The 11,854-nt window shown below is 65.0% G+C and carries 12 protein-coding genes; 6 read left to right on the plus strand and 6 right to left on the minus strand.

The window, feature by feature from the left end; all coding sequences use genetic code 11:
• Positions 1-202: 202 nt before the first annotated feature.
• Entirely contained in the window at positions 203-406 is a 204-nt protein-coding gene (locus tag ACPUD7_RS17340) for a DUF5808 domain-containing protein (protein ID WP_135539012.1), read from the minus strand.
• A gap of 270 nt (positions 407-676) precedes the next feature.
• On the opposite strand from ACPUD7_RS17340, the gene ACPUD7_RS17345 reads away from it, so the two are divergent.
• The 3 genes from ACPUD7_RS17345 (at position 677) to ACPUD7_RS17355 (ending at position 3,821) form a co-directional block, all read left to right on the plus strand.
• The gene (locus ACPUD7_RS17345) at positions 677-1,759 is read left to right on the plus strand and encodes a GmrSD restriction endonuclease domain-containing protein (RefSeq protein ID WP_135539010.1); all 1,083 of its coding nucleotides are present in this window, start codon (positions 677-679) and stop codon (positions 1,757-1,759) included.
• Between the two features lie 127 nt (positions 1,760-1,886).
• Positions 1,887-3,488: an AMP-binding protein gene (locus ACPUD7_RS17350; RefSeq protein WP_135539008.1), complete on the plus strand. Its 1,602-nt coding sequence runs from the start codon at positions 1,887-1,889 to the stop codon at positions 3,486-3,488.
• A gap of 48 nt (positions 3,489-3,536) precedes the next feature.
• A complete protein-coding gene (locus ACPUD7_RS17355; protein ID WP_135539006.1) occupies positions 3,537-3,821 on the plus strand; it encodes a helix-turn-helix domain-containing protein in 285 nt (94 codons plus the stop codon).
• Positions 3,822-3,837: 16 nt separating this feature from the next.
• Here the strand turns inward: ACPUD7_RS17355 and ACPUD7_RS17360 are convergent, their stop codons facing one another.
• The 3 genes from ACPUD7_RS17360 to ACPUD7_RS17370 form a co-directional block, all read right to left on the minus strand.
• Positions 3,838-4,290, minus strand: a complete 453-nt coding sequence (locus tag ACPUD7_RS17360; RefSeq protein ID WP_135539005.1) for a PaaI family thioesterase — start codon at positions 4,288-4,290, stop codon at positions 3,838-3,840.
• A 99-nt stretch (positions 4,291-4,389) separates the two neighbouring features.
• Entirely contained in the window at positions 4,390-5,619 is a 1,230-nt protein-coding gene (locus ACPUD7_RS17365) for a calcium:proton antiporter (RefSeq protein ID WP_135539003.1), read from the minus strand.
• Between the two features lie 107 nt (positions 5,620-5,726).
• Entirely contained in the window at positions 5,727-6,959 is a 1,233-nt protein-coding gene (locus tag ACPUD7_RS17370) for an FAD-dependent oxidoreductase (RefSeq protein ID WP_135539001.1), read from the minus strand.
• A gap of 71 nt (positions 6,960-7,030) precedes the next feature.
• Between ACPUD7_RS17370 and ACPUD7_RS17375 the strand changes: the two genes are divergently transcribed.
• Positions 7,031-7,630 (plus strand): TetR/AcrR family transcriptional regulator, encoded by a 600-nt coding sequence (locus tag ACPUD7_RS17375; protein WP_167854392.1) that lies wholly within the window; start codon positions 7,031-7,033, stop codon positions 7,628-7,630.
• A 55-nt stretch (positions 7,631-7,685) separates the two neighbouring features.
• On the opposite strand, the gene ACPUD7_RS17380 is transcribed toward ACPUD7_RS17375, so the two are convergent.
• Complete coding sequence (locus ACPUD7_RS17380) at positions 7,686-9,218, minus strand: DHA2 family efflux MFS transporter permease subunit (protein WP_425120605.1); 1,533 nt, start codon at positions 9,216-9,218, stop codon at positions 7,686-7,688.
• Positions 9,219-9,324: 106 nt separating this feature from the next.
• On the opposite strand from ACPUD7_RS17380, the gene ACPUD7_RS17385 reads away from it, so the two are divergent.
• On the plus strand, positions 9,325-9,915 hold the full coding sequence (locus tag ACPUD7_RS17385) for a TetR-like C-terminal domain-containing protein (RefSeq protein ID WP_167854391.1): 591 nt from the start codon (positions 9,325-9,327) through the stop codon (positions 9,913-9,915).
• Here the strand turns inward: ACPUD7_RS17385 and ACPUD7_RS17390 are convergent.
• Positions 9,912-10,907, minus strand: a complete 996-nt coding sequence (locus ACPUD7_RS17390) for a TetR/AcrR family transcriptional regulator C-terminal domain-containing protein (protein WP_425120606.1) — start codon at positions 10,905-10,907, stop codon at positions 9,912-9,914. The genes ACPUD7_RS17385 and ACPUD7_RS17390 overlap by 4 nt on opposite strands.
• Before the next feature lie 131 nt (positions 10,908-11,038).
• Here ACPUD7_RS17390 and ACPUD7_RS17395 point away from each other — a divergent pair, with 131 nt between their 5' ends.
• Positions 11,039-11,776 (plus strand): FAD-dependent monooxygenase, encoded by a 738-nt coding sequence (locus tag ACPUD7_RS17395; protein ID WP_425120607.1) that lies wholly within the window; start codon positions 11,039-11,041, stop codon positions 11,774-11,776.
• Positions 11,777-11,854 lie beyond the last annotated feature (78 nt).

The following is an 11,854-nucleotide window of genomic DNA, read 5'->3' on the forward strand; positions in this document are numbered from 1 at the left end:
CGCGACGGCGTCGGCCTTGAACTCCGAGGTGAACTCTCTGCGGGGCCGCCGCGGGGATTGGTTGGTAGTCATGTGCAGCAGTTTCCTTTCATCGGGTTCTGCTGTCTACTCAAATCATGACACCCCAGTGGCCGGCAGAAGGGGCTGTAGGCAGGAGTCAGGTCGTGCGCTGTGCCCGCACTGATGCGTGAAAGACCAGCCTTTAGGAGAACACGCCCCAGACGATCACGATTGCGAGAATAACTCCGACCAGCCACGTCCAAGGACTACCGAAGTTGATGGTCCAGCCCCACCCATAGCGTTTGGGAATCAGCGGAGCGTGGTCTCGCATCGATGCGTAGAAGAGGCCCAGTTTCCAGTTGGAATCGTCTTGGCGCAGCGCCTCGACGTTGGGGTCCTCGCTCATTGAGTGTCACAGCCTTCCGGCGGTCGAGATTATGCGTGTAGTCGTCAGCCTACGCCCGGAATTCGCTCGTTCGGCAGCGCTCTACAGAGAGATTCTCCGGTCATCTAACGAATGGGATACGTTCTGGCCTATCGTGCGCCATCGACACTCCGCCCGCTCTACACTGATCGAAGTGGATCGAGCAGCGGCATTCGTGTCGGCTCGGTCCACGTCCACGTCTGAACGATCTCGCCCCACCGGCGAGCCCGCACCTTGCGAAAGTCCATGCCCATGCTCTCTTCCCCACGCCGCGCCCATGCGGCACTCGCGGCAGTCCTCACTCTCGGCCTTCTCTCCGGATGCGCCGAGGCGACCGAACCGACCGTCGACACCGCCTCATCCAGCACGGCCGACCCCAAGCCCAGTCGGGAGGCCCCGGAACCGACCAGCGATTCCGCTGCGCCGACGACACCCGATGACGACGACGACGGCCAGGACGGGGACGAAGGTCGAGCAGGCAGTTCGACGCCCGGCACCGCCTCGGCGATGTTGGACGAACTTGCGGTCAAGGGCCGGGCACCGAAGACCGGCTACGACGGTGACCTGTTCAAATGGCGTTCGGACACCGACCACAACGGCTGCGACACCCGCAACGATGTGCTCCGCCGCGATCTCACGGACATCACGCTCAAGGCGGGTACGCAGGGATGCATCGTCCTGGCCGGCACGATCGCCGACTCGTACAAGGGCGAGACCTATGACTTCGATCGCGGCGCGAATGCCGTCGACATCGACCACGTCGTCGCCCGATCGAATGCCTGGCAGACCGGTGCCGCACAGTTCGACGAGGAGACGCTGAAGGAATTCGGCAACGACCCCCTCAACCTGCTCGCCGTGAGCTCGAGCCTCAACCGGCAGAAGGGCGACGCTGATGCCGCGACTTGGCTGCCTCCGAACAAGTCCTACCGCTGCGAATACGTCGCCCGACAGATCGCCGTGAAACACAAATACGAGCTGTGGGTGGTCCCGCCGGAGAAGACCGCCATGGAGCGCGTCCTCGACACCTGCGAGGACCAGCCCGCCTTCACCGAGGATGTCGACTGGCCCGGCCCCGGCGACGGTGACAACGTCACCACGAAAGAAGAGACCCGCCCAGCGAAACAGAAGTCCTCGAGCTCAGGATCCTCGGACAGCTCGCCGTCGGGCACCGGAGCGTCAGGTTCAGGCTCGTCATCGAGCGGATCGTCGAACTCATCGACATCCTTCGAAAACTGCACTGCCGCCCGCGAAGCCGGCGCCGCCCCCGTCCACCGCGGCGACCCCGGATATGGGTCCCACCTCGACCGGGACGGCGATGGAGTCGGCTGCGAATAGCCGCCTCGGCGGGGTGGGTGTGTTGGCTCACAAAACCGGTAGGTAATCTAAGCGCAGACCCGATGTTCGACCACGGCGAGCCCACCGCGAACACCGACCCTGGTCACCGACGATGAGGAGCCCCACCATGTCCGGATTGGATACCGCCCTGACCCCGCTGCGCTTCCTCGAGCGCTCGCTCGAAGCTCACCCCGATCGCGAGGCGATCGTCGACGGGCCCCGCCGCTTCACCTACCGAGACATGGCCGAGACCGTGCAGAACCTCGCCGAAGGCTTGGTCCGCCGCGGCCTCAAGGAGGGCGACACCGTCGCCGTGCTCGCCCCGAACAGCGCCGAGGCGCTCATCGCCCACTACGCCGTCCCTCTGGCCGGCGGGGTGCTCGTCATGCTCAACACCCGCCTGGCCCCGCCCGAGGTCGAATACATCCTCGGACACAGCGAAGTGAAGTTCCTCTTCGGCGACGCCGGCCTCCTCCAGCCGGTCATCGACGCCGGTGCAGCGAACGCAGTCGAAACCATCGTCGTCCACCCCGACGAAGACGGCACCCCCGGTGACGTCAGCGCCGCGGAACTCAGCCTGGAAGCGTATGCCGACTGGACCGCCTCGGCGCCGGAATCACCCCGGGCCTATGAGGTCGCAGACGAGACCGCGACGATCACGGTCAACTACACCTCGGGCACCACGGGCCGACCCAAGGGCGTGATGTACACCCACCGCGGGGCATACCTGAACTCGCTCGGCGAGGTCATCACGCAGGACTTCGCACCGCTGACCCGCTACCTGTGGACGCTGCCGATGTTCCACTGCAACGGCTGGTGTACGACCTGGGCGCTGACCGCAGTGTCGGGCACACACGTGTGCATCCGGGCCGTGCGCGGACCCGAGGCCTGGCGGCTCATCGACGACGAGCAGGTCACGCGCATGGCCGGCGCACCGGTCGTGCTCAACACCATCGCCGGTGCCAAGGAAGCCCATTCCATGGACGGCGAGCTGTCGATCACCACGGCCGGAGCCCCGCCGTCACCGACGACGATCGCTCTCCTGGAGGGACTGGGAATCGAGGTCATCCACGTCTACGGGCTCACCGAATCCTACGGCCCGTACTCCTCGTGCGAACCGCAGCCCGAATGGACCGGCCTGCCCGTCGAGGAACGCGCGGCCCTGAAATCACGGCAGGGGATCGGCATGATCAGCGCTGATCGCATGCGCGTCGTCGAGCTCCGCGACGATGATGTGCTCGCCGACGTACCCCGTGACGGAGCGACGATGGGCGAGATCGTCATGCGCGGCAACAACGTGATGAAGGGGTATCTCAATTCTCCCGAGGACACCGAGGTGGCCTTCCGCGGCGGCTGGTTCCACACCGGCGACCTCGCCGTCATGCACCCCGACGGCTATGTCCAGATCCTCGACCGGGCCAAGGACATCGTCATCTCCGGCGGAGAGAACATCTCCACCATCGAGGTCGAGCAGGCGATCGTCGCCCACGAATCCGTCGCCGAGGCGGCCGTCGTCGGAATGCCCGACGAGAAGTGGGGACAGCGACCGTTGGCCTACGTGGTGCTGAGAGAAGGAGCGAGCCTCGACGCGGACGAACTCATCGCCTTCGTCAAGACCCGCATCGCCTCGTATAAGGCACCGGCCGGCATCGAATTCGTCGACGCGCTGCCGACGACGTCGACGGGCAAGATCCGCAAGAACGCGTTGCGGGAGATGGCGGGGAGCTGAAGTCTTCTGGGACGACGGCTCTGTGGAGGAGCGAGTATTATTCGCAGCATGAAGACTTTGGAGCAGATGCGTGCGGAACGGCTCGGTCGGATGTCCGAAAAAGAGCGCACCGAATATGAAGTTGGCTATGAGGAGATCGACGCCGGCATTCGCATTTCTCAGCTGTTCTACGACGAGCGGATGGAGCTCGGGCTGACTCAGGCTGAACTGGCCAAGCGAATGCACACAACCCAGGCGGCCATCGCCCGAATCGAAAATGGAGCTGTCATGCCCGGCACAGGAATGCTGGAGCGGTTGGCCCGTGTTGCGCACAAGCGCGTCGCGCTGGTCTGAGGCGGGCAGCGTCACATCAGCTGTCCTGCTTCGGCAGCGGCACGTTCTGCAGACGGAGCTGACCGCGCGAGAGCTGTTTGCCCGTCGCCGCATCCGTGATGATGACCTCCCACAGCTGCTGCGTCCGTCCCTGGTAGAGGGCGGTGGCTTCGACGGCGACCCGAGCGCCCTGGCTGGGGCGGAGGAAGTCGGTGGCATTGTGGACACCGACGGCGAACTCGCCGCGATCGGCTACAGCATGGCTCGCACCGATGCTGCCGGCGCTTTCGACGATGCTGGTGTAGACGCCGCCGTGGACGACGCCCCACGGAGTGTGGTGGTTCTCATCAAGATCCGCATGTCCCCGCACCGAGGTGGCCGTGACCTCCTCGACGACGAGGCCGGTGGCCGCAACGAACCGGCTCGAACCCTGCAAAGAGACATCGGGCAGTGCCGCACTGTTGGGCTGTGAGGCGGCGTCGTTATTCATAGGTACTCCTTCGAGGGGACACAACCAGAGGCTGATTGAACGTTCGAAATCCACCTTACCCGTGTGCGTTCAGCTCTCACCGACTGTCGTGGGCCCGGCTCATGAGAACAGTGCGAGCCCGTAGACCGCGAAGACGATGAGCAGCGCGGCTCCGTGAATGGCGGTGACCCGCCTGCCCGCGAACGCTATGATCGTGACCAGCAGTGTGATCGCCAGCAGCGCCAGATTGATCGGGGATTCGGCGAGTACGATCTGCTGATCGGTGAGCATTCCGATGACGAGCACCGTCGGGATCGTCAGCCCCACCGTCGACACCTGTGCGCCGTGGCAGAGGTTGCTCACGCGCTGGATCTCCCCGTTCCAGGCCGCCCGCAGAGAGGTGAGCGTCTCGGGCAGGAACACGATCATCGCAATGACCACTCCGGACAGCGCCACTGGAGCGCCGAGGCGGCCCAGGCCGTCATCGAGCAGCGTGGCCATATCGTGGGAGAGCAGGACAATCGGCAACACCGTGGCGACGAGGAGGACCAGCCGAATGATGATCTCCAATCGGTGGGTCGAGAGGATCTCGACGATTCCCTGAAGCTCGTTCTCAACCTGGTCGGCCGCCTCGGGTCGGCTTGACTCACCAAGACCCGCCGCCTCGGTGGGGGAGGAGTGCGTCGTTCCTGCAGTCGATGAGGCACCCGCCGAGGCTGCACCGACGGGGACCACCTCGGTGAATTCGTGGGCCTGCGGTCCCATCTGCCGGTAGAGGAAGAAGACGTAGGCGCCGACGGTGACGACGATGATCGGGATCTCCTGCCAGATCTCATAGGCGCCGTCGGGCGTGCCGATGAGGGCGGGCACGGCGAAGGCGAGGGCGGCGAAGACGACGATCATCACGAGGTAGGACGAGACGCCCGTGCGGTTGTGCTCCATGGCTCCGTGGCGCAGCCCACCGATGAGCAGGCACAGGCCGACCACGGCTGCGAGGATGATCATCGACACCGCCATCACCGAATCGCGGGCGATCGTGGCGTGATCGCCGGGGCCGAGCAGGACGGCGGCGATGAGGATGACCTCGATGAGGCAGATCGAAATCGTCAGCACGAGCGAGCCATAGGGATCGCCGAGGCGGGTCGCGAGATGTTCGGCCTCGGTGACGACACCGAAGGCACAGATGAGGATGACCGCGATGATGACGATGAGCGCGGTGACGAGCACCGGCATGGGCACCGGAGGAGTGAGCAGGGAACCGAGCAGCTGCAGGGCGAGGAATGCGCCCCAGCCGAGGATGAGCCGAACGATCGCGATCGGCGTGATGATGGTGCGGAGGGCGGCGGACATAAGAGAGTCTCCCTGTCTCTGAGGCCGTCCTCATCGTGACTATCCAGCGACCGGGTCGTCCCGGTCGGTTCCTTCCAGTTTCAGGATATCCAAGCTGGTCAGTGCCCTCAAATCGGAGGTGTCCTCGGGTGTTCCGGCCGCACGCCCAAGCCGATGAGGCGACCGGTCAGATGTCTCAATCGCGGAATACGCCGCAGGAGCCTCAGCGGGAGAGGCAGCGTGGCAGCGCCCCGTTTCGCCACGGAGCTGGCGTAGAGGCCGCTGAGGATCCGCGTTTGGAATGCCTGCGTGATCCGAGTCGGCAGGGACCGACGGCGCTGGACGGCGTCGAGTTCACCTTCGTGCGGAGTCCGTGTGCGCAGTACCGGGGCGAGCAGGTTCGCTGTGGCCACGGCATCCTGGATCGCAAGGTTGATGCCGACTCCTCCGGCGGGTGACATCGCATGTGCCGCATCGCCGATGCAGAGCAGTCCCGGTCGGTGCCACTTCCGGAGGCGATCCACAGAGACTTTGAGTTCCTGCACCTTGCCCCAATCATCGAGGCCGAGGAGCCTGTTGCGAAAACCGGGTTGCAGGTGTGCCACTCGCCGCTGCAGCGCCGTCGGACCATCGGCGCGAATGACGTCTCCGGTGCCGGGCGGGATGGCATAGGCGAGCTGCCAGTACTCGCCGCGGTTGATGGAGATCAGCGAACCCTGTCCGCCGGTGAAGAGGGGGAGACGTTCGCCTTCCGAGCGGGGTAGCCGGAACCAGAGCACGTCGATGGGTGCTCCGATGTCGTGGCCGGGCAGCCCGGATCCCCGCTTGGTGAAGCCGCGACGGCCGTCGGCGCCGATGACCAGTCGGGAGAGTACGCGCAGGGACTGCCCCCTGCGGTGGCCGAGGATTCCGCGAACACGGTGCCCCTGGGTGATCAGCTTGAGTGCGGTGGCCTCGGGGAGGAAGGTGAAGTGGGGATAGAGCTTGCCTTTCTCCAGCAGGAACGCGAGAAAGTCCCACTGCGGGACGAAGGCGATGAACCGATGCCGGACCGGCAGATGAGAGAAATCGGCGACGGTGACGCGATCGTTTCCGAACGCGACCTCGACGGAGTCCATTCTGGTGTGGGGCAGGGAGAGGAACTCGTCGACCCAGCCGAGTTCGTGCAGCACCTCCAGTGTCGAAGGGTGGATTGTGTCTCCGCGGAAATCGCGGAGGAAGTCGTCGTGCTTCTCGATGACGGTGACATCCACTCCTGCACGCGCCAGCAGCACACCTGTCATGAGTCCGGCGGGCCCACCGCCGACCACGCAGGCATCAGTGGTGATTGTTCTCTGCTGAGCATTCTCATCGTCGGCCATGTGGCGATCGTGATGAGGACGCAGGCACAATGGCAAGTGTGGTGAATAAGCGACGAGGACGTCCCCGCGGTGTGTCTGATACTAGCGACCGGCTGATCGATGCAGGCAGGCGGCAGTTCCTCGCGCATGGGTACCGTGCCGTTTCGGCGCGCAGCATCGCTGCCGAGGCCGGTGTCGACCATGCGATGGTGAATTACCATTTCGGCGGGAAGGAAGGGCTTTTCAACGCCGTACTGGACTTGGTCATCAGCCCGGGCGCAGTATTCGACTCGGTCGTCGACTCGGGGCCCGGCTCAGGGGCCAGCACGAGGACGGACGACGACTTCGCCCGTCGACTCCTCAATGCCGCAATCGTCTATTGGGACGCTCCGACGACTCAGACTCGACTGCGCCGGCTCCTCTCCGACGCGGACGAGAACTCCGCATCCGCCGGCACCACGGCGTCACGCAGCTACATCGAGACTCAGCTGTTCGAGCGGCTGGTTGCACTGATCGGCGGTGAGAATGCGCGAGGCTGGGCCAGCGGCGCCGCAGCGACCATCGCTGGAGTCTTCGTCACCCGCTATGTCTATCGAATCGAGCCCATTGTCAGCATGAGCCGCCAGGAGATCGTCTACTTCGTCGCACCTGCGCTGCACGCGAGTCTCACCAAGAGACGCCTCGTCGATTGACCCGATCACTGGGGCCGGACCGCGTCGGAAAGAGTCTTGGCACACCGGAGGCCTGTCAGCGTGAGTCTGCGCGGGAGGGCAACGCAAGTCGAGTGATCGCCGCCCCTGCCAAGGCGATGCACGCCCCGAGCAGAGCGCACACGTGGAGGCCCGAGACGAATGCGGCATCCGAGGCGGCGATGATCGTCGCCGGGTCGGAGACGCTGGAACCTGCCGTGCTGAGAACGGCCTGAGTCGCTTGGATCGACGACGCCGCAGTCTCGCGCAGCTGTGCAGGCAGGTCGCCGAGGTGGCCCGTGATCTGCGAGCGGTAGACGCTCGTGAGGATCGCCCCGAGCACGGCCGTGCCCAGAGCGCCGCCGATCTGCCGGAAGGTGTTGCTGGTTGCCGAGGCCGATCCCGCTCGCTGCCGGGGCACGGAGGCCATGATCGTCGATGAGGCCGAGGGCATGATGAAGGCGATCCCCACGCCGATGAGGAACAGGGCGGTACCGACCTTCCACAGCGAGCTGTCGACACCGAGGCTTGAGAAGAGCAGCAGTGCCGATGCCAGGGCGAGCATGCCGAATGCGCTGGTGCAACGCGGACCGTACTTCTGGGCGAGCCTCGGCGTCTGGGAGGAGAAGGCGAGCTGAGCGGCGGCGAGGGGAAGCATGAGCAGGCCGGTGGCGATCACGCTGAGGTGTCGGAGGCTGAGGAGGTAGAACGCGATGACGAAGGTGGTTCCGAGCATCGAGAAGAACGCCAGGGTCATGACTGCGATCGATCCGGAGAACGCCCTCATGCGGAACCAGCCGACTTCGATCAGGGGTGACGGGGCGCGTCGCTCCCACATGATGAACGTGGCGAGAGCGATGCCGCCGCCGAGGGCAGGCAGCCAGACCTGGCTGCTTGCCCACTCGCCCGTATCTCCGCCGCGGATGATTCCGGCGACGAGCAGACCCATCCCCGCCATGGACAGAAGGATCCCGGGGACATCCACTCTGCCCGGTCGCGGATTGCGCGACTCGGGCACGAGTGCGGCCATAGCGATCACGGCGATGACCACCAGGGGCACATTGATCAGGAAGATCGATCCCCACCGCAGATGGTCGAGCAGCAGGCCGCCGACGATCGGGCCCAATGCCACCGCAATCCCGATTCCGCCCGACCAGATGCCGATGGCCTTCGGGCGCTCCTCGGAGCTGAAGGTGTGGGAGATGACCGCCAGTGTCGTCGGCGTGATGAGCGCGGCGGCCAAACCGAGCACCGTGCGGCCGCCGATGAGCATCGGGCCGTTCACTGAAAATGCGCACCACAACGAAGCCATGCCGAAGAGCGCCATCCCGGCGAGCAGCACTCGTCGACGTCCGAGCCGGTCGGCGAGCATGCCTGCCGTGAGCATCATTCCGGCCATCACCAGCGTGTAGGCGTTGATCGACCACAGCAGCTCTCCCTGGCTCAACCCCAATCCGGCTGGTGCCGGCTGGGACAGGCGCTGCACGGCCACTCCCAGGATCGTGGTATCCATCTGGACGACTACGAGGCCGAGGATCAGCACTCCCAGCATCCACCACCGCCTCGGTGTCGGGGCATCGGTGTTCATCATTCGCACTCCAAAAGTCTAATGCAACAGGTGATGTGTTAAGGTTAGAGAGCGGCATTCTCTAATGCAACACACGTCGTGTTAGCCTGAAAAGATGCAGGCAGATTCAGTGACGGAGAGAACGGGCGGCCGCAGTGCGCGGGTGCGCGCCGCGGCGCTGCGAGCGGTCGCCGAGCTCCTCGATGAGCAATCGGCCGAAGAGATCACCACCGCCGAGGTCGCCCGTCGTTCAGGGGTGAATCGTTCGACGCTGCACCGACGGTGGGGCGGAGTCTCCGGGCTGCTCGCCGATCTCGCGTTCGAGCAGCTCGAGGAATCGAGTCCACTTCCCCCGGTGTCGGGAGACCTCCGGCAGGCGCTCCTCGAATGGGCCCGTAGGGTCATTGAGGCGCTCGAGTCCTATCCGCCCGGACACTCGCCCTTCATCGCAGGTCTCATGCGAGCGGCCCAGAGGGGCGGCGTCATCCCGGCCGAGGTCGTCAGGCCCCGCCTCGATTCGCTCGCCGATCTGCTCACCCAAGCGGCTGGTCGCGGCTGGCAGATGCGGTTGTCCGAGCGTGATCTCGTCGAGATCGTGCTGCTTCCGATCTACGCGGCGAAGCTTCTGAGCTCCGAGCCGTTGACCGACGACCTGGCGGTGCGTCTCGTCGATCGTTTCCTGCTGCTCAACGGCAGCGGCGAGACTTCCGCCGACTCCTAGCGCCTCCATTCGCGGGGTGACTGTTTCTGCGCTGCGAGCCCGACTTCTTTGTCGGGGCTCGGGCCGATGCGGTCTGCGAGTCCCGCGATGAGCAGAGACAGGCTCCGTTCGAAGAGGAGATCCACATCGAGCTCGTAGCCCGAGTCGGCCAGAGCGGAGAGAGCTGGGTGTCGGCCGTCGGAGATGTGAGCGACGAGGTCGTTCCTGCGGGCATCGATCCAGGCGTCCGCGTCGATCCCTGTCTCTGATTCGGCGTCGATCTCGGGTTCGAGCAGGATCGCAATGCCGCGTATCTGGGTGAACAGGACGATGTGAGCCTCGAACGCTTCTTCGGGGGCCATCCCTGCCTGTCTGAGGGTCTCGAGCGCCCATTCGGCGAAGCTCAGCGCGGCGGGAACCAGCTGGGGGCGGGTCACGGAGACGACCTGCGCCAGCCAGGGATGCGCCCGGAAGATCCGCCAGAGTTCACGGTGGCCGGCCGTGAGCCGCTCTCGCCATGACGGACTCCATCGGCCCGGATGCCACCCTCCCAGAGCGGCATCGATCATGCGCCGCTCGAACTCCTGACGATCCGACACGTGTCGGTACAGGGACTTCGGCACCGTCTGCAGAGCATGCGCCACACGACGGATGGTCACGGCGTCCAAACCTTCGGCGTCGGCGACTGCGATGCCTGCTGCAACGATCCGATTCACGGCGATTGTCTTGGTGCGGGTGATCTCGGGAGGCGAATGTCGACCGCGTGCTCCGGCCGTCTGCTGCGCTGATCTTCCATCGATCGGGAGGCCGCTGGTGACGATGGTCGCGACTCCGGGCTCCGAGTGGGCGAGTCCCTCTGCGCGCAGCAGTGCGTGGGCTCTGCTGGCTGTGGCGATTGCGACATTCCAGGTGCGCGTGATTTCGCGCGCCGAAGGAAGCCGATCACCTGCGGTCAGATCCCCGCTGAGGATCGACTCCCGCAGTTCGGCTGCGATATCGGCCGCGGACACCATGTCGATCGTCCTTCCGTACTAGAACACCACTGATCGTGCGGCGGTCGGAGGCCTGCTGCGAGCCGACGTGACCGTCAGTGCACTAGTACATTATTGCCCTCGCTGCCGCCCTGTTCCTAGGGTCATCGACCATGAAGAGCAGACACATCCTCATCTCCGGGTGCAGCATCGCAGGCCTGACATGCGCGTACTGGCTGCGCAGATATGGTTTCACGGTGACGATCGTCGAGATCGCCGAGGCGCCGCGCAGCGGTGGTCAGGCGGTCGACCTGCGCGGGGCGGGTCGAACCGTGATCGAACGAATGGGACTGCTCGACGAGGCGCGCATGCGCAGCCTCGATCAGGAGGGCATTGCCTGGGTCGACGAGCACGGCAGGATCAGGGCCTCCATGGCGGCCGATGCCTTCGGGGGCGAGGGCTTCGTCTCTGAGATCGAGATCCTCCGCGGCGACCTCGTCGAGCTGCTTCAGGCGAGCGTGGATGGAGTCGACTGCCTTTTCGACGACTCGATCGTCGAACTGTCCCAGGACGCCGAAGGCGTCGACGTGGTCTTCCTCTCTGGGCGGCGTCAGCGCTTCGATTATGTCATCGGCGCCGACGGATTGCATTCGACTGTTCGCTCGCTTGCCTTCGCCGAGGAGGCTGATGTGGTCGAGCCGCTCGGGCTGTGCATCGCCTGGTTCACCGCTCCCGCGTTTGCCGACTGTCAGGGCTGGTATCACAATTACAATCGCCGGGGCGGACTTGCCGCTTCCATTCGCCCGGGCCGTCGGCCCGGAGAGTCGAAGGCGGCGCTGAGTTTCCGTGTTCGTTCGGGGGAGGTGCCCCTATGGTTTTCGTCAAGGGGTGACCAAGATTTCTTCGAATAGTCTTGCCGGCTGATGCTGGGCAGGACTGATTGGTCCGGGACGCAGTCTCGGACTGGACGTGGGTGCTTCGGAACCTGT

This window comes from Brevibacterium sp. FAM 24630, from assembly GCF_049804075.1.
Classification (GTDB): domain Bacteria; phylum Actinomycetota; class Actinomycetes; order Actinomycetales; family Brevibacteriaceae; genus Brevibacterium.

Bases quoted from the DNA above. Each gene is read 5' to 3' on its own strand.
- ACPUD7_RS17380 (WP_425120605.1), bottom strand. From the start codon at position 9,218: ATGATGAACACCGATGCCCCGACACCGAGGCGGTGGTGGATGCTGGGA.
- ACPUD7_RS17370 (WP_135539001.1), bottom strand. From the start codon at position 6,959: ATGGCCGACGATGAGAATGCTCAGCAGAGAACAATCACCACTGATGCC.
- ACPUD7_RS17340 (WP_135539012.1), bottom strand. From the start codon at position 406: ATGAGCGAGGACCCCAACGTCGAGGCGCTGCGCCAAGACGATTCCAAC.
- ACPUD7_RS17345 (WP_135539010.1), top strand. From the start codon at position 677: ATGCTCTCTTCCCCACGCCGCGCCCATGCGGCACTCGCGGCAGTCCTC.
- ACPUD7_RS17360 (WP_135539005.1), bottom strand. From the start codon at position 4,290: ATGAATAACGACGCCGCCTCACAGCCCAACAGTGCGGCACTGCCCGAT.
- ACPUD7_RS17390 (WP_425120606.1), bottom strand. From the start codon at position 10,907: ATGGTGTCCGCGGCCGATATCGCAGCCGAACTGCGGGAGTCGATCCTC.
- ACPUD7_RS17350 (WP_135539008.1), top strand. From the start codon at position 1,887: ATGTCCGGATTGGATACCGCCCTGACCCCGCTGCGCTTCCTCGAGCGC.
- ACPUD7_RS17365 (WP_135539003.1), bottom strand. From the start codon at position 5,619: ATGTCCGCCGCCCTCCGCACCATCATCACGCCGATCGCGATCGTTCGG.
- ACPUD7_RS17355 (WP_135539006.1), top strand. From the start codon at position 3,537: ATGAAGACTTTGGAGCAGATGCGTGCGGAACGGCTCGGTCGGATGTCC.
- ACPUD7_RS17395 (WP_425120607.1), top strand. From the start codon at position 11,039: ATGAAGAGCAGACACATCCTCATCTCCGGGTGCAGCATCGCAGGCCTG.